The sequence below is a fragment of the Halopseudomonas oceani genome (assembly GCF_963677335.1).
Lineage (GTDB): Bacteria > Pseudomonadota > Gammaproteobacteria > Pseudomonadales > Pseudomonadaceae > Halopseudomonas > Halopseudomonas oceani.
In genome coordinates this window covers 443,368-460,360 of sequence record NZ_OY781932.1, presented here as the reverse complement: position 1 = coordinate 460,360, position 16,993 = coordinate 443,368, and the positions used below count along the sequence as shown (strand labels likewise).

Below are 16,993 nucleotides of genomic sequence, written 5' to 3'. Positions count from 1 at the left end.
TGTTCATTAGACTGCTTTGAATGTTGGGCGGGCGTTGACGAACCCAGACTTCAGGTTCGAGTGCTCAGTGGGCTGAGCTTGTGGTTTTTTGAAAGCTGACCAGGTAATCAGTTTTTTTATGTAACGCGCAAATCAGAAAGCAACAGCCATGCCATGGCTGTATATGGTGGGCTAGAGGCATTTCCTGATCGAAAAGTCAGCAATTTGGGTGCACCTGCTGATGGCACTGCACCGTAAATGAACGCCCGGGGAGGCAAGGTGGGAGTGGCGGAATCCGCAACGGGACTCCGCCAATGTGCTCAGCGCTGGGAGATGACCTGCTGAACGGGCGCCGAGCGGGGCTGTCTGGTCGACTGCCAACTCCCGCCCAGCGCACGGAACAGGTCCGTCAGCGCGAGTTGCTGTCGGGTTTGCACCTGCACATGCGCGAGCCTTGCCTGTAGTTCGCTTTGCTGGGTATCCAGCACCCGGAAGTAGTCGGTTGCGCCCGACATGTAACGGGTCTGAGCCAACTCGAGTGCCCGTTGGCTGGCAGTAGACCGGCGCTTGAGGGCCTCGCTCTCGCGGGCTAGCGTATCGGTTGCGGCCAGCGCGTCGGAAACCTCGCGAAACGCAACTTGGATGCGCTCTTCGTAGGCGGCAACGGCAGCATCGCGGCGGGCGACCGCCAGATCCAGAGCCGCACGATTGCGCCCGCCGTCGAACAGCGGCAGGGTCAGTTGCGGGCTAAATGCCCAACTGTTCTGGCCGCTATTGAACAGATTGCTCAGATCGCTGCTGGTGTTGCCAAGCGCGCCGGTCAGGCTGACGCGTGGGAAGAACGCTGCCCGCGCCGCGCCGATATTGGCCTGGCGCGCCAACAGTTGGTGCTCTGCTGCCCGGATGTCTGGCCTGGCTTCGAGCAAGCTGGAGGGCGCACCGGGCGCCAGAGATCCAAGCTGTAATGGCTCGGCGGTCAATGGCGGGAGCGAGCCCAACCGCTGGGCGCCGGTGAGAAGGCGCAGGGCATTCTCGGCCTGGGCCACGGCACGGCCCAGTTGCTCGATCTGCGCGACCACCGCCTGTTGCTCGGCAAGCGCCTGCTGGTAATCGAGCTCATCGGCGGCGCCGGTCGTGCGTAGCAGGCCGATCAGCTCCAGGCTGGCATTGCGGGCAACCAATGTCTCTTCGGCAATAGCCAGCTGGCGCCGGGAGCCGGCCCGCTGCAGGCTGGCCGCTACGACGTCGGCGATCAGGCTGATACGCGCGCTTTGCGTCGCCTGCTCGGATGCCAGGTAGCTCTGTAGTGCGGCTTCCGACAGATTGCGCACGCGACCAAACAGATCCAGTTCAAAGGCGGCCAGCCCCAGCCCGACCTGGTATTGACTCTGCGTTTCGGCACCGCTGCTGGTGCTGACGTCTGCGGGCATCCGCTGGCGTTGGCCGCTGGCATCAAGCCCGATGTTCGGCATTCGGTCGGCGTGCTGAATGCCGTACTGGGCTCGGGCCGTTTCCATGTCCAGCAGGGTCTGACGCAGGCTGCGGTTATTGCTCAGAGCCTGTTTGACCAGTGCACGCTGGCCAGGGTCAACGACAAACTGTTGCCAGTCAGTTTGTTGTTCGGTAACTGCCCGGTTAGCCCCGCCAAGTTGCCATTGGTCTGGAATCGGTGCTGTCGGGCGCTGGTATTCCGGTGCCAGCGAGCAGCCGCTGATGGCTAGCCCGAGGGTCAGTAAGGGAAGCAGTCTAGGCATGTTGAAGCTCCGTTTCGGCCAGCTCGCGGGCACGGGTCGAGGCACTGGCTGCGCGGTGATCACGGGCCAGCAAGGTGTATAGGGTGGGCAGGACGAACAGGGTGAACAGCGTACCGACCAGCATGCCGGCCACCACCACGATACCGATGGCGAAGCGGCTGGAGGCCCCGGCGCCAGCGGCAAACAGCAGCGGGATCAGGCCTGCCACCATGGCGGCGGTGGTCATCAGCACCGGGCGCATGCGGATGATCGCTGCCTTGTGCATGGCGTCCAGCGGACTCAGGCCCTCGTGCTTCTGGATGTCGTTGGCGAACGACACCATCAGAATGCCGTGCTTGGAGATCAGTCCAATCAGCGTCACCAGTCCGATCTGCGTGTAGATGTTCATGGTTGCAAAGCCAAGCCAGAGCGGCAGCAGCGCGCCACAGATGGCCAGCGGTACGGTCATCAAGATCACCAGCGGGTCACGGAAGCTTTCGTACTGAGCCGCCAGCACCAGGAAGATGACGACCAGCGCGAAGCCGAACGACACCACCAGCCGGTTGCCCTCCTTGACGAACTGGCGGCTGTCGGAGAGCCAGTCAATGCTGGTGCCGGGTGGCAGCGGCTGGTTCTTCAGGAAGTCGACCGCTGCCCCCATGGTCACACCGGGCATCAGCACGGCAGACAGAGTGGCCGAGTTCATCTGGTTGAACTGCGGCAATCGGTTGGCTTCGGGTTGGGTGTGCACGTCGACCACAGTGGCCAGCGGCACCAACTCGCCGGAGCTGGCTCGCGCGTAGTAGCCGGTCAGGTCATCGGGTGCTTGCCGCTGGGCGCGAGGCACCTGGGTGATGACGTCGTAGGAACGGTCAAACCAATTGAAGCGGTTGACGTAGTTTTCGCCCACCAGCGTGGCCAGAGTATCGGCAATGTCCTGCATGCTGATGCCCATTTCACCGGCCTTTTCGTGGTTGATCGTCAGCCGGGCCTGCGGGCTGTCAAATGCCAGATCGCTTTCGACGTAGGCAAACAGACCGCTGCCCCAGGCGGCGCCCTTGATCTGTTCCATCGCCTGATACAGTGCGCTGAAATCGCTCGGTGCGCGCAATACCATTTGCACCGGCAGCCCGTCGCTGCCGGCTGGCAGCGGAGCAGCCTGGAAAGCCGTTACCGAGGCCGAGGTGATCCGCGAGCTGACCGCGTTGAGTGCGCCTTCGACCTGCGCAGCTGTCATCTGACGTTGATCCCAGGGCGTGAGTACCACGCCACCAAAGCCGTTGTTCTGGCCATTGGTGCCGTTGACGAAAAAGCTGGCCTCATAATCCGGCAACGCGCGGAACTGCTGCTCTACCGCGCGCGCCGCCCGTTCGGTGTAGTCGACGCTGGCATACTGCGGTGCCCGCGTGGCGACAAACACGTAGCCCTGATCTTCACTGGGCGCCAGTTCACGCTTGACCCCGAGGAACAGCACGACGATACCCGCCAGCACGGCAACACATACCAGCACCACCGCGCTGCGGGCGTGCAGAGCATGGCCGAGCACGCGGCCGTAGGCGGCTGACAGCCGTTGCATGCGGTGCTCGATGCGTTGGGCCAGCTTACCTTCGGAGACCTTGGAGGACAGCAGATAGCTGCTCATCATCGGTGACAGCGTCAGCGCGACCACCCCGGAGACGATGACCGAGCAAGCCAGGGTGAAGGCAAACTCCTTGAACAGCGCGCCAGTCAGGCCACCCATCAAGCCAATCGGTGCGTACACCGCAGCCAGTGTGATGGTCATGCCGATAACCGGCCAGACGATCTCTCGCGCACCCAGCAGTGCGGCCTGCACCGGACTGCTGCCTTCTTCGATATGCCGGTGGATGTTCTCCACCACGACGATGGCGTCGTCCACCACCAGACCGATAGCCAGCACCATGGCCAGCAGTGTCAGCAGGTTGAGCGAGAAGCCAAATGCCAGCATCAGTGCTGCAGCGCCCACCAGCGACAGCGGGATGGTGACGATCGGAATCAGTACCGTGCGGAACGAGCCCAGGAACAGGAAGATTACCGCCACTACGATGATGACGGCTTCCAGCAGCGTCTTGAGCACCTCGTCGATCGAGGCGTTGACGAAGCGGGCAGTGTCGAACACGTTGGCGACCTTGATGCCGGGCGGCGCTGCTGCCTGCAGCTCAGGCAGCAGCGCGTTGACCCCGGCAACGATCTCCAGCGGATTGCCGTCGGGTGTTGGCGAGATGGCCAGCGATACGGCTGATTCGCCGTTGCCAAGGAAGCTGCTGTCGTAGTTCTGACCTCCCAGCTCGACGGTGGCGACATCGCTCAGGTGTACCACGCCACCTGCTCCCTGCTTGATCACCATGCTGCGAAAGTCATCCAGCGTGCGCAGATCAGTCGCGACGGTGATTGGCACCAGAATGTTGTCGCCGCGCAATGCACCGGGCGCGGCCTGCACGTTGTTGCTGCGCAGCGCGTTGACCAGATCGCTGGCGGTCAGATCACGTGCAGCCAGCTTGATCGGGTCAATCCACAGTCGCATGGCGTAGGTCTGGCCTCCGCTGATGTCCGCAGACGCCACCCCCGGCACCGAGGTGATCAGCGGCTGGGCGACCCGCGCCATGAAGTCGGTGATCTGTGCGATGCTGTGTTGATCGCTGCGGAAGGTCAGGTACTGCACCGCGGACACGCCGTCGGTGAGCTTCTGAATCTCCGGGTCATAGACCTCTGGCGGCAGCTGATAGCGGGCCTGCTGCACCTTGGCCAGAATTTCAGTCATGGCGCGGTCGGCATTCGCGTTCAGCACCAGCTTGGCCTTGATCTCGCTGCGGCCGAGCGTGGACGTTGAGGTCAGGTATTCGATACCGTTGGCGCCGGCGATGGCCTGCGCGATCGGCGTGGTGACAAAACCCTGCATGGTCTGTTGTGACGCACCGGGGTATTGGGTGGTGATCACAATGGTCGCGCTTTCCATCTGCGGATATTGGCGGATCGGCAGTGAAAACAGCGCCGCCAGGCCGGTGAGCAGAATCATCACGCTGAGCGCAATCGACAGGATTGGCCGGTGAATGAACAGATCGGTGAACTTCATTGCTCACCCCCGGGCGCGGACGCTTGCGGGCTCACGACATGCACAGTGCTGCCGGGTTGGATGCGCAGTTGACCTTCGGTCACGACCAGATCACCGGTGTTCAGCCCGGTGGCGATTACGGCCTGTTCGCCGATGTAGCGGCTGACCGTGACCGGAACCTGCTCGGCGCTGCCCATGCCTTCGGCGTTCATCTCGCGTACCACCACCGCGAGGTTGCCCGACGCACTGGTAATCAGTGCGGTTGCGGGTACCAGCAGCGCCTCGGGTTCAGCAGGAAGCATTACCTCCACACTCGCGTACATACCTGGCAGCCATTGCGCGCCAGGGCTTTGCAGTGTCGCTTGGACGCTAGCGTTGCGGGTATCTTCAGCGACCTGCGGCTCGATGGCAGTGATGGTCGCCGTTGCTGGTTCGACGCCAGACAGGCCCGTGTCGATGCGCACGGTCTGGCCCAGGCGCACGCGCGCCAGCTCCTGCTGGGGCACGTCAAAGTTGATCTGCAGTTCACTGAGGTCAGTCAGGCTGACTGCGCGATCACCCGGATTCAGGTACTGCCCCAGGTCGATGTGGCGAATGCCCAGTCGACCGGCGAACGGCGCGCGAATGTGCTTCTGGCTGATCTGCGCCTGCAGCAGTTCAACCCGGCTGCGGCTGTCGTCGTACTCGGCCTGTCGCTGCTGCTGCAGCTCGCGGGACATGGCGCCGCTGGCAGACAGTGTCCGAGCGCGTTCAAGCTGCTCCTTGGCGAAGGTCAGGCGCGAGCAGGCGGCGATCAGCTCGGCCTGCTCGACTGAATCATCCAGACTGGCCAGCAGACTGCCGCGCTCAACCTGCTGGCCCGGCTCGAAGGCGATCTGTGCGACGCGGCCCGAAGCCTCGACGGACAACACCACCTGACGGGCCGCACGCAACTCGCCCAGGGCGCGCAGACTGACGGGCGCGTCCTGCCGGATGACGTGGCGCGCGATCACGTCAATCGGGCCGCCCCCGTGCCAGCCCCCGCCGTCGTTGCGGGCGGCACGCCAGAACCAGAGTCCGGCGACGATCAGAACGATAACAACAAGAACGGTAGCAATGGCCTTCCAGCCTGTGCCACGCCCGGATGGCAGTGAATCAGTCATGCGGTAATTACTCCAAAGCAGACGGTTGTCGAATTCCCCTGCGCGGCCAGTTGGCTCGCAAGCCGCACCCTGAACTTGCCGGCTTCTTTGGTCGGCGTCGGTGGTTCAAGGTGCTGTTGGAAGCGCATTGGCGGGGGGCAAACGCCACCCCGCCTGCCAAGGCAGAAACGGGTGTATTCGGCAAAGGCAGCTTCCTTGCTGCAAGGCTGTTTTCAGGAAGCGGCGGCAGTTATAAATCCTCAAGCTAACTTAAGGTCAAGCGCCGAATACACTGCGAGAGTCTTCGCGGTGGAGGGTAGGAGGAAACGTCAGGGACGTTCGAGAATATGCGCGCCCGGGCCCTTTTCGCCCATCACGTCATTCGGGTTGCGCAGCGGGCAATCTTCCAGCGAAAGGCAGCCGCAGCCGATGCAGCCGGACAGTTCGTCGCGCAGCCGTTGCAACTGAGAAATGCGCTCATCCAGATGGGCTCGCCAGCGTTGGCCTGCTTCCTTCCATTGACGGGATGAGGGTTTTACCGTGGGGTCGAACGGGCCCAGGGTGGCGCGTACGTCCTCCAGCGGAACGCCGACGCGCTGCGCCACCTTGAGGATCGCGAGATAGCGCAGCACGCGGGACGAATACCGGCGCTGGTTGCCGGCGGAGCGGGTGCTGGTGATCAGTCCAATGGACTCGTAGAAATGCAGGGTGGATGCTGGCAAGCCGCTGCGACGGCTCACCTCGCCGATGCTCAGAATGCGCTGGGTCACTGCCGCCTTGGTCATGACAACACCTCAAGTGAACTTGAGAGTCTTATAGGGGAGTGAGCCTGTTGTTGGCAACCCCAAGCTGTCCAGAAAATGCTGACCTTTTGCACAGCTTTGTGGCGAGCTACCCGTTGCGGCGCGGTTTTCGCACCGCATTGGGTCGTTGCTATCGGCTCAGTGCGACTGGCCCGCCGCCAGATCGACCGACGCCGGTTCCGGGGTGATCTGCCCGGCCAGACGCGCAACCCGTGCACCGAGTGCGCGGGCAATCGCCTGCTCACCCTCATCCACGCCCAGCGTGCCGTTGAAACCGGTGACCGCCGAGGCGCCGTAGGGCGAGCCGCCGCTGCGGGTGTGCACCAGCTCCGGCACGCTGTGCGGCACGCCAGCGAGGATCATGCCGTGCTGCAGGAACGGCAGCAGTAGCGAGATCAGCGTCATCTCATTGCCGGAGTGCATGCCTCCGGTGGAGGTGAAGGCAGCGCCCACCTTGCCGATCAGCGCGCCCTGGCGCCACAGCGGTGCGACCTCGTCGATAAAGGCACGCAGCGGCGTACTCATCAGCCCGTAGCGGGTCGGCGAGCCCCAGATGATGCCGGTCGCCCACTCCAGATCGGCCATGCTGGCCTGCGGCAGATCGCGGTATTCGGCCTGGGCGGCAATAAAATCGGCGCGTTCGGTATCGACGCTGAACTCCGGTTCGGACAATGCCACCCGGCGCAAACGGACCTCGGCCTGCTCATGGGCAGCGCCTGCAGCGATGGCCTTGGCCAGTGTCAGCGTGGTGCCGTAGCGGGAATCAACAACGATGGTGATGCGCGATGGGGTCATGAATGGATGCTCCTGAGTGAGTTTGAACAAATCGCTACATGGGCTGGCATGCAATATGAATACCTGACCAGATGGACAACCTTGTATTTCATCTTCCGGAGCATGACATGACAGAACAGTACGGGGCGCAGGCAGCCAACCTGCCGGTGATCGACATCAGCCCGATGCGCGGCAGTTCGGCACAGGGCAAGGCAGCGATGGCTGCGACGCTGCGCGATGCCTGCGAGCAGAGCGGGTTTTTCTACGTTAGCGGTCACGGTATCGAACCTGCGTTGATCGAGCAGGTCTTCGCTGCGTCGAAACAGTTCTTTGGCCTGCCGATGACCGACAAGCTGGCGGTCGACAAGGCGCAGTCCAAGGCAAACCGCGGATACGAGCCGCTGCGCGGCCAGACGCTGGAGGCCGGAGCGCCGCCGGATTTGAAGGAAGGCTTCTATATCGGTGAGGAGGTGCCCGCCGATGATCCGCGCGCGCTGACCCGCTTCAATATGGGGCCTAACCAATGGCCACAGGGTGTTACCGATTTCCGCCCGGCGATGGAGCAGTATTACGCCGCAATGACTGAGCTCAGCGCCAAGATCATGGCCGCGCTGGCGTTGTCGTTGAACTTGCCGGAAGACTTCTTCGCCGACTTCTGCGAGCAGCCGCTGTGCACCCTGCGCCTGCTGCACTACCCGCCTCAGCCCGGCAACCCCGAGCCCGGCGAGAAGGGCTGCGGCGCACACACTGACTTTGGCGGCATCACCGTACTGCTGCTCGACGACAAACCCGGCCTGCAGGTCTGGGACACCAAGGGCGAGCGCTGGATCGACGCCAACCCGATTCCTGGCACCTTCGTGGTCAACCTCGGCGACATGATTGCCCGCTGGACCAATGATCGCTACCGCTCGACGTTGCATCGGGTGGTCAACACCTCCGGTGCCGAGCGCTACTCGGTGCCGTTCTTCTATAGCGGCAACCCCGATCACGAAGTGCGCTGCCTGCCGGTCTGCCTGCAGCCGGGCGATGCGCCGCGTTATCCGGTGACCACGGTCGAGGCGCATCTGCAGGAGATGTACCGGAGGACCTATGCCTGAGCAAATCAACAAACCTACCTTCGTGCTGATCCACGGCGCCTGGGCCGGCAGCTGGGTGTGGGATGCGCTGACACCGGAACTGCAAGCCGCCGGCCACCGGGTACTGGCGCTCGACATGCCGGGCAACCCGCAGCATCCGGCCGCAGCCGAAGATATCAGCATGGCCGGTTGCATGGCGCATATCGCCGCCGCCTGCGCCGATATCGAAGGCCCGTTGCTGCTGGTCGGCCATTCCGGCGGCGGCGTGATCGCCACCCAGGCCGCAGAAATGCTCGCCGAGCGTGTGGTTGGCGTGGCCTACCTGGCCGGCATGATGCTGCCCTCCGGGCTCGGCTTTGCTGAACTGACCACCGAGCTGATGCAGACCCGCCCGGAGGCCGCCGGCATCTGGCCGCATCTACACTGGGCGGAGGATCGCCAATCCTCGGAGGTGCCGCCGGAGGCCGTGTGCGAAATCTTCCTGCAGGATCTGCCGCACGAGCAGGCGATGGCGGCGGCGCAGCGTTTCTGCAGCCAGCCCGAAGGCACCCGCGCGCTGGTCGCCGAATGGACTGCCGAGCGTTTTGGCCGCCTGCCGCGGCTGTATGTGGAAGCCACCGATGACCGCTCAGTGGTGCTGGCCGCGCAGCGCAAGATGCAGGCGCTAGTGCCGGGTGCGCAGGTGGTCAGCCTGGCCTGCGGGCACGTACCGCAGGTAGTGCAGACGGCGGCGGTGGCCGAGGCGCTGCTGGCGTTTGCCAGTTGAGGGAAGCAGGGAGCCGCAAGCGGCTCCCTGCTTGATTTACTCCGCGCCGTACATGGCCTTGACGAAGGTCATGTCGAACGCTTTCTGCCAGTCCAGGTCGGCTGGCAGGGTGCCGGCTGCGACCATATCCTCGAAGAAGCCTTTCCAGCGCGCGGTGGTCATGATGCCGTATTGGCCGTCGGCCGCATCGCCCGACAGCAGAATGCCTTCTTCCTGCATCTTGGCGGTGCTGTAGGCCAGCAGCTCATCGGCCATTTCCGGGTTGGCCTCTTTGATCAGCGCGTTGGCCGGTGCCGGGTCGGCGAAGTAGGCTGCCCAGCCTTCGGCGGTGGCTTCAACCATGGCCTTGACCACGTCCGGGTTCTTCTCCAGCATCTCGGCGGTGGTATCCAGCGTACAGGCATAGGCATCCCAGCCGTAGTCGGCCAGCAGCAGACTCTTGGCCGCTACGCTCTCCTTGGCCAGAAAATATCCGTCGTTGGTCACGTAGCCTTGCTGGATCGCTTGCTGATCGGCGATGAACGGGCCAAAGCTGTAGTCATACGGGCGCAGCTGCTCATCGGAGAATCCGTACTGCGCTTTCATCCACGGCCAGTAGGCCACGCGCCCGGCGGTTGGAATACGGATACCCTTGCCGGCCAGATCTTCCAGACTGTCGTTACCGACGCCCTCATGCACCACCAGCGACTGCGGGTCCTTCTGGAACCACGCCGCCACGGTCACCAGCGGGATATCTTCTTTCACCGCATTCAGCGATTGCAGCGCATAGCCCATGCTGAAATCGGTCTTGCCGCCCATCAGCAGTTGCACGTTGTTGACCTGCGGACCGCCCATGTCGATGGTCACATCCAGGCCGTGCTTCTCGTAGATACCGGCGGCCTTGGCGGCATACAGCCCACCGTGTTCGGCCTGTGCATACCAGGTGGTGGTGACGGTCACCGGGATCAGGTCGGCGGCGGTGGTAGTGGCGGCGCTGAAGCCCAGCGCCAAGGCCAGACCGGTCAGTTTCAGAGACTTGAATTGCATGGGTAAAACTCCTTGATGGTGAGCTCAGTAAGTCGCGTTGAGGCGTTCCAGCAGGTGGTCGCCAGCAGAAATCGGGGCGTAGCGCGCGGGGTTGTCGGCGCTGGCGCAAGTGTCGATGCAGGCGACCTCGGCATCCTTGTTCGGATGACAGAAGAAGGCGATGGAATAGCGATCGCGGTGCTGCGCCTGGGGCGGCACGTTCACCCGGTGCGGGGTTGAGCAGAACACGTGGTTGGTCCAGCGGTGCATCAGGTCACCGGTGTTGACCACCACGGTGCCGGGGATCGGCGTCGCGGCCAGCCATTCACCGGCGCGGGTGCGTACTTCCAGACCGCCCGCGTCATCCTGAAACAGCAGGGTGATGCTGCCGTAATCGGTATGCTCGCCCGCGCGGTTCTCGCCGCCTTGCGGGCTGAAGCCCTCTGGCAGCGGCGGGTAATGCAGCAGCCGCAGGGTGTGGTGATGGCGGTTGTGGGCGGTGACGAAAAAGTCGTCCGGCTGCTGCAGCGCCACGGCAAAGGCTTCCAGCACCCGGTCGGCGGTAGCGATGCACTCGGCCATAAAGGCTTCCATCTCAGGCCGGAAAGCAGGTTGCGCCGCAGGCCACAGGTTGAGCGGGCCACCCGGCTGCTCGGGTGCGAGGTTGAACGCCTCTTTCAGATCACCGGGCTTGCTCGCGTCCAGCCGCTCGCGGCGTACGCCAACGTAACCTCGATTGCTCTCGGCGTTCTGCCAGGCGATGGCCTGCTTGTCGTCGTCGGGCAGGGCGAAGAAGGCCTTGGAGGCGGCGAAAGCCTCGGCCAGCTGCGCGGCTGGCATGCCGCAGCCAGACAGATAGAAAAAGCCCCAATCGCTGCTGGCCTGACGCATCTGCCGCGCTACCTCGGCGCGGGCCGCGGCGTCGCCGTCGATAAAGGGTGAAAAGTTGATTACCGGTATTGAGTCCGTTGTCATCAGTGTCTCCTGTTGCGGGTACATGCACCGCCGCCAGCGGGCAGGCGCTTAAAAGCGGCACACCCAGCAGCGGTGGATAAATGCGACCTGCCGGTTTAGCCCTCGAACCCGAGTCCAGGACGACACGACTCATAACCTGACCAGTTACGCAGTAATTGAAAAAGCAAGGGCTGTGCCAAGCGCTCTGGCATGGGCTTTGTTGCCCGCCTGGAGTACAGATTGGGCGGTGAATGCACTGATGCTGTGCTGAAATGGGGCCAACGGCACCCGATTTGCGCGGTTTACGGCGGCCCCACAATTGCATGTCGCGCGGCAGGAGAAAGTTTGTCCTTCTGGTCAACATAACGAATATCGAGGAACCTTATGTCACCCACCCTGCTGCTCAAGAACGCGCTGTTCATCGCCACCATGGATGACGAGCAACGTGAAATTGCCAACGGTTCGGTCTTTATTCGTGGCAATCGCGTTGAAGCGGTCGGCCCCGCCAGCGAGCTGCCAGCAACCGCGGACAAGGTCATCGACATGACCGGCCACGTGCTGATCCCCGGCCTGATCAACACTCACCATCACATGTTCCAGTCGCTGACCCGCGCCCTGCCCGCTGCCCAGGACGCCGAGCTGTTCGACTGGCTGACCGCGCTGTTCCCGGTCTGGCAGAACATCACCCCGGTCATGCAGCGCGCCGCCACCCGCACCGCGATGGCCGAACTGATGCTGTCGGGCTGCACCACCGCCGCCGACCACGCCTACCTCTACGTCAACGGCACCCGGCTGGACGACAGCGTGCAGGCCGCGCAGGAAATGGGCATGCGTTTTCACGCCGTGCGCGGCGCCATGAGTCTGGGCCAGAGCAAGGGCGGGCTGCCGCCGGATGCGCTGGTCGAGCAGGATGAAGAGGCCATCCTCAAGGAAATGCAGCGGGTGGTCGAAGAGCTGCACGACGCCGGGCCCGATGCCATGATCAAGGTCGCCCTCGGCCCCTGCTCACCCTTCACCGTGACCACCGACCTGATGCGCGAAGGTGCGGCGCTGGCGCGTTCATACGGTGTTGGCCTGCACACTCACACCGCCGAGAACGCCAAGGACCTTGCCTTCAGCAAGGAGCGCTACGGCATGACCCCGACCGAATACACCGAATCGGTCGGCTGGGTCGGTCACGACGTCTGGCACGCCCACTGCGTGCATCTGGACGACCCGGGCATCGCCCTGTTCGCCCGCACCGGCACCGGCGTCGCCCACTGCCCCTGCTCCAACATGCGCCTGGCCTCGGGCATCGCGCCGATCCGCAAGATGCGCGACGCAGGCGTCAAGGTCGGCTTGGGCGTGGACGGCAGCGCCTCCAACGACACCAACAACCTGCTCGACGAAGCCCGCCAGGCCATGCTCTCGGCCCGCGTGCGCGATGAAAACCCGACCGCCATGAGCGCCCGCGAAGCCCTCTACATCGCCACCCGCGGCGGCGCCGACGTGCTCGGCCGTGCCGACATGCTGGGCCGCATCCAGCCCGGCTACTGCGCTGACATCATCGCCTTCCGCACCGACGACATCGCCCTAGCCGGCGCCCTTATCGACCCCATCGCCGCCCTCGTCTTCTGCACCCCGCAACGCGTCGCCCACAGCATCATCAACGGCCGACAGGTGATTGAAGACGGCGTACTGCTGACACGGGAACTGCCCCTGATTATTGAAGAGCACAATGCGTTGGCAAGGGAGCTGGTGTTGGGGAAATAGGTGCTGCGCGGCCGCTCCCTTACGCTTAACGACACCCACACTCGTTATCCCCGCGCAGGCGAGGATCCATGCAGGCCGGCCGCTTCGCTGGAATCCCGCCTTCGTAGGAATGACGGCAATGGAGACGCGCAACTGTTCTAACCAGATGGCTGATGCCCTGCGCGTCGTTAGGCCTCCATCCCCACTCGTCATCCTCGCGCAGGCGAGGATCCATGCGAGCTGGACGCATCGCTGGATTCCTGCCTTCGCGGGAATGACGTTTATCGGGAATGCCGGTCAGGGCGCTCTGCGCTCAGCTTTTAGAATGCAGATCACCAGTCAAACTCCGTCTCTGGAGCAAAGGTTCTATCGTCACTTTCACGATAGAAATACGGAAACCACACAACACTGCCATCGCTGTCGGTGCCTGCAATCGCCATGATGACACCGACCTCGCCAGCTTTATGCCAGGTCCACAACTTGTGATCGGGTACTTCAGAGAGAGAACGTCGCCCATCTCAATACCACCCTCCGCTTCCTGAAGAACTTCGGTAACCCTGGCTGTTGCCAAGCCTATGCGGTAATCCTCAATAGACACGTCGAGCAAGATTACCTTGGCCACAACGTCAGCATCAGGCAGCGGATCGGGCAGGCTGGTGAAGAACAGCTTGTGTTCAGCACTCAGCCCCCCACATGCGTGAGCTTCTGGGAGAGCCAGAATCAAAAGAACCAGGAGGCACAAATAGCGCTGGGTGTTTCTCGTCAAAAGCTGTCGCATGGTAGCGTGCGTTGTTTTAGGTAAGCCTGAAAAAACATGCTCGGACTGCTTAGCAGGCTGGTCGCCATCGTTCCTGTGGCCGCGTGATGCCTACTGGTCGCTGCTTCGCCGTTCTCTGTGCTCGCTGATCAGCACCTCGACAATCCAGCGGAGATAGCGCAGGAACATGCCCAGCGCGAGCGCCACCGTGGGCACCATCAAAAAGGCCAGCCCAAGCGCAGTGCCTGGCGATCCAGTGTGCTCTGGTCTGGATATGGCGTAGAAATGCTGCGCCCACACCAAGATCATTGGTATGCCAAGCGCACAGCAAAATATCCAGAACCAGCGCCAGCGCTTAAGCAGGACTGGCGTTACCAAAAGCGCGAAACTGATTAGTAAAAGCAGCTGTTGTTCCATGTGATCAAGTGGTCTGTTGTTGGTTTGGGCCCTCTGGGTCTAGCGCGCATGGCAAGCAACGGGGCCGTGTAGCGATGCCGCATTTTCAGGGCTTTCCAATAAACCCTGCGACTCGTTCTAGGCCGTCCCAGTTTGATTGAATCGGAGGGATAGTCCTAGGGTCTATTAAGCTGAGTTCCTCAAGGGTGTACTCCATCTTCCCAAAATTGCACGCGGCGCAGGTCACAACAAGGTTATCAAGATCGTTTGTTCCACCATGGGAGTGTGGAACCACATGATCATACTGTGCCCACATGCATTGAAAGGCCGCATGTTGAGATGCATTCGAGCGGCCCCAAGTAATTGCGGTTGGATAGGCGATATGAAGGACCTTTCTTATCTCTGCACGGATGACTGGAATCCCACAAAATCTGCAATGAAACCCATCCCTGCTGTGCAATTCAGCTTTCTGGATGGCGGTGGGCATTCTTGCCGTCACTTTCTCGCTATGGGCTTTATCAGGCTGTTTCTTGATCCGCACGAAAGGGCTCTTCTTACCCCAAATAGAGTCAGTCCAGGCCCGAATCTTTGGGTCGTTTGCGAGAGTGAATAGCTCGATAGCCAAGCTGCTATGGCCGTTTAAATGAGCAGAAACTGCTGCGTCTAGATAGCGAGCAGCATCAAATATTTCTGGGATTGGCTCTCTAAAGCAACGTTTGGGATGATCGCAATTGTTCATTAGTGCCTCGGATAGCCTTTTTGAACGCTCATTTCTTAGGCAGCCTTGGTTAAATGGTCTTGCTCGCCTTTGCTGATTGTTCCCACGCTCTGCGTGGGAATGCCGGTTTGGACGCTCTGCGTCCTGTATTCGTGCTTTCACGAGCGGCTGCGCTGATTCTTCACGTCACTCTTTCGCCTTCACGGCGAGCAGGGGGAAATGCATGGCCATTTCCCCCTGCACCCCCTAGGTTACCCCGGCTACGCGGCCTTTCGGGGACTCGGTGGCCTTGCACAGTTCTCCTGTCGTGTTTCAGGGTAAAGATATGACGCTATTTGAACGAAAAGATCAGTGTTCCTCGCTCGTTGAGTGCTCCGTCAAAGCGCTCGCTCAGAGCTACTAAAGTTCGCCCTAAAGTGAGCGTTGAGTGCCGGTCGATAGATTTAGGGTCAGAATGCAAGATTCCAAGCGAGACTCAGAGTTTCAAATACAGGTCTCATTTCGGTCTCAAACTGTTCTTTTGTTACTGAATCTCCAACACGTTTTGATAGTTGTATTTTTTGTTTGCCAGTCATGGCTGAGACTTGTTGCTCTGTTCTGTTCCAGTCCTGGTTGTTTGGGTAGCATTCTTCCAAAGATCCGTGGGGTAGAACTTTGATCTGACCTCGATTGTTGAAAGCTTTAAATTCTTTAATGAACTCATCGAAGCCAGCTTGTGCTTTCGGAGTTGGTGCGTCGCATAACACAACAATTTTCTCTTCGAAAATTGAGGTTTCAAGAGGTTTGAAAGACTTCTTTATTGAGTTGATTGAGCGCTTGGCTTGATGTGTGTCGCCTTCGGCAGATATTATTTGAATTGCCGGTTTTTCTGGATAATGACGTTTTATCACGCGAGTTAAAAATTCAACCTCACTTGGTCCTTCTACTATCAAGAAATTGTGGGGGAGCAACAGGTCGGAGGGGCTTCCACCTAGTAGCTCGAACACAACATAGGGCTTGTCTAACGTGTCTACAGCTCTAAATTTGGTGACGCTGTCATCTTTTTCAGCTTTATATATTTTCTGTTCTGGGTGATCGTCTGCTACAAACACGGAAGAGTGAGTATTTATAAACACTTGATCCAAGTCTGCGCTCAAGGCTAAAAGCACGTCCTTTAGCTTTCTTTGAGCTGTGGGGTGCAAGTGAAGCTCGGCCTCATCGATAAAAAACAAAAAAGATTTCCCCGCGTCGTCTCGGTCCTTTCTATAGTCCGCATAGGCTTGAATAATGGCAAGCATTAGAGCTCTTTGCATGCCATCACCTTTCTCGGACGCGTAAGTCTCTACGCCATCATCGATTTTAGTTTGAAAGTTCTTAAGTAGGTCGGAAAATTCAGGGCTAGATACTTGGAAGCTAACTTTTGTGCACTCGGCAAATTGTTTTTCTAGGTGTGTTTTGACATTGTCGCCTAAGCGATCAAACTCCAGTTTTACTGCGGAGCCTTCGTCGTCAAATAGTTCATCGAACTTTTCTCTAAATGCCCTATATTGAGGGTTGTCTTTTAATATTTCTTCAAGTACCGAAGATAGCATTATTCCGACTGGAGTTTTAGCTGAGTATTTTGCCACCTCGTCAAAGTATTGCTTGGTGTGTATGTATTCGAACTTCGGAAGAAAGTCATTGAATGCTTTGTCAAATCCAGCTGGATTTTTAGCTAGCTCTGAACCGTTTATGGTCAGCTTTCTTTTGCTGGGGTCTTCGCTTGACCTTTCTACAGTTAATTTGTCGCAGCCGTTTAACACACCTAGCATCTTTGTTCTGTTCACTTCGTTGCGCATGTTTTCTGCGCCATGCAATGCATCGGAAAACTCTATCGTCACGGAGATTTCCTTTGATCTATCCCCTTTGGGGTGCAGGTCTTTTATAGATGTGGCTTTTGGTGTGCCATTAAAGAACCACTCTACTGCTTCGAATAAGTTCGTTTTTCCGGCATTGTTTTGACCGACGAAAATGTTGAAGTTTTTTAGATCAAATTCCGCATGCTCAATCGATCTAAAGTTGCGGATGGTAATGTTAGATATTTTCATCGTTCCGTGATCTCTGATGTAGGCAAGTCTTTGTTAGGCTTGGA

Annotated in this window: 14 protein-coding genes; 3 read left to right on the top strand and 11 right to left on the bottom strand. The window is 60.2% G+C overall.

The window, feature by feature from the left end; genetic code table 11:
• Positions 1 to 299: 299 nt before the first annotated feature.
• The 5 genes from ACKPCU_RS02045 to wrbA form a co-directional block, all read right to left on the bottom strand.
• Positions 300 to 1,733, bottom strand: coding sequence for an efflux transporter outer membrane subunit (locus ACKPCU_RS02045; protein ID WP_321349491.1), 1,434 nt, complete (start codon positions 1,731 to 1,733; stop codon positions 300 to 302).
• Positions 1,726 to 4,803, bottom strand: coding sequence for an efflux RND transporter permease subunit (locus ACKPCU_RS02040; protein ID WP_321349489.1), 3,078 nt, complete (start codon positions 4,801 to 4,803; stop codon positions 1,726 to 1,728). The genes ACKPCU_RS02045 and ACKPCU_RS02040 overlap by 8 nt, the downstream gene beginning before the upstream one ends.
• Positions 4,800 to 5,924 carry an efflux RND transporter periplasmic adaptor subunit gene (locus ACKPCU_RS02035; protein WP_321349487.1) on the bottom strand — a complete coding sequence of 375 codons (1,125 nt, stop codon included), beginning with the start codon at positions 5,922 to 5,924 and terminating at the stop codon, positions 4,800 to 4,802. The genes ACKPCU_RS02040 and ACKPCU_RS02035 overlap by 4 nt, the downstream gene beginning before the upstream one ends.
• A gap of 308 nt (positions 5,925 to 6,232) precedes the next feature.
• The gene (gene soxR / locus ACKPCU_RS02030) at positions 6,233 to 6,688 is read right to left on the bottom strand and encodes a redox-sensitive transcriptional activator SoxR (protein ID WP_104736803.1); all 456 of its coding nucleotides are present in this window, start codon (positions 6,686 to 6,688) and stop codon (positions 6,233 to 6,235) included.
• Positions 6,689 to 6,844: 156 nt separating this feature from the next.
• Complete coding sequence (wrbA, locus tag ACKPCU_RS02025) at positions 6,845 to 7,501, bottom strand: NAD(P)H:quinone oxidoreductase (protein ID WP_321349482.1); 657 nt, start codon at positions 7,499 to 7,501, stop codon at positions 6,845 to 6,847.
• Positions 7,502 to 7,608: 107 nt separating this feature from the next.
• Between wrbA and ACKPCU_RS02020 the strand changes: the two genes are divergently transcribed.
• Positions 7,609 to 8,577: an isopenicillin N synthase family dioxygenase gene (locus ACKPCU_RS02020; RefSeq protein WP_321349480.1), complete on the top strand. Its 969-nt coding sequence runs from the start codon at positions 7,609 to 7,611 to the stop codon at positions 8,575 to 8,577.
• The gene (locus ACKPCU_RS02015; RefSeq protein ID WP_321349478.1) at positions 8,570 to 9,322 is read left to right on the top strand and encodes an alpha/beta fold hydrolase; all 753 of its coding nucleotides are present in this window, start codon (positions 8,570 to 8,572) and stop codon (positions 9,320 to 9,322) included. The genes ACKPCU_RS02020 and ACKPCU_RS02015 overlap by 8 nt, the downstream gene beginning before the upstream one ends.
• Positions 9,323 to 9,358: 36 nt before the next feature.
• Here ACKPCU_RS02015 and ACKPCU_RS02010 read toward each other — a convergent pair whose 3' ends face one another.
• Together ACKPCU_RS02010 and ACKPCU_RS02005 are read right to left on the bottom strand one after the other, a co-directional pair.
• Positions 9,359 to 10,348, bottom strand: a complete 990-nt coding sequence (locus ACKPCU_RS02010; RefSeq protein WP_321349477.1) for an ABC transporter substrate-binding protein — start codon at positions 10,346 to 10,348, stop codon at positions 9,359 to 9,361.
• Positions 10,349 to 10,372: 24 nt separating this feature from the next.
• Positions 10,373 to 11,302, bottom strand: coding sequence for an isopenicillin N synthase family dioxygenase (locus tag ACKPCU_RS02005; protein ID WP_321349475.1), 930 nt, complete (start codon positions 11,300 to 11,302; stop codon positions 10,373 to 10,375).
• A gap of 363 nt (positions 11,303 to 11,665) precedes the next feature.
• Here ACKPCU_RS02005 and ACKPCU_RS02000 point away from each other — a divergent pair, with 363 nt between their 5' ends.
• Positions 11,666 to 13,033 carry an 8-oxoguanine deaminase gene (locus ACKPCU_RS02000; RefSeq protein WP_321349473.1) on the top strand — a complete coding sequence of 456 codons (1,368 nt, stop codon included), beginning with the start codon at positions 11,666 to 11,668 and terminating at the stop codon, positions 13,031 to 13,033.
• Positions 13,034 to 13,325: 292 nt separating this feature from the next.
• Here ACKPCU_RS02000 and ACKPCU_RS01995 read toward each other — a convergent pair whose 3' ends face one another.
• From ACKPCU_RS01995 to ACKPCU_RS01980, 4 genes are all read right to left on the bottom strand, one after another.
• Complete coding sequence (locus tag ACKPCU_RS01995; RefSeq protein WP_321349472.1) at positions 13,326 to 13,790, bottom strand: hypothetical protein; 465 nt, start codon at positions 13,788 to 13,790, stop codon at positions 13,326 to 13,328.
• Between the two features lie 90 nt (positions 13,791 to 13,880).
• Complete coding sequence (locus tag ACKPCU_RS01990; protein ID WP_104739947.1) at positions 13,881 to 14,186, bottom strand: hypothetical protein; 306 nt, start codon at positions 14,184 to 14,186, stop codon at positions 13,881 to 13,883.
• Positions 14,187 to 14,271: 85 nt separating this feature from the next.
• Complete coding sequence (locus ACKPCU_RS01985; RefSeq protein WP_104739946.1) at positions 14,272 to 14,904, bottom strand: HNH endonuclease; 633 nt, start codon at positions 14,902 to 14,904, stop codon at positions 14,272 to 14,274.
• A gap of 428 nt (positions 14,905 to 15,332) precedes the next feature.
• Positions 15,333 to 16,949 (bottom strand): ATP-dependent nuclease, encoded by a 1,617-nt coding sequence (locus ACKPCU_RS01980; protein WP_321349468.1) that lies wholly within the window; start codon positions 16,947 to 16,949, stop codon positions 15,333 to 15,335.
• Between the last annotated feature and the right edge of the window lie 44 nt (positions 16,950 to 16,993).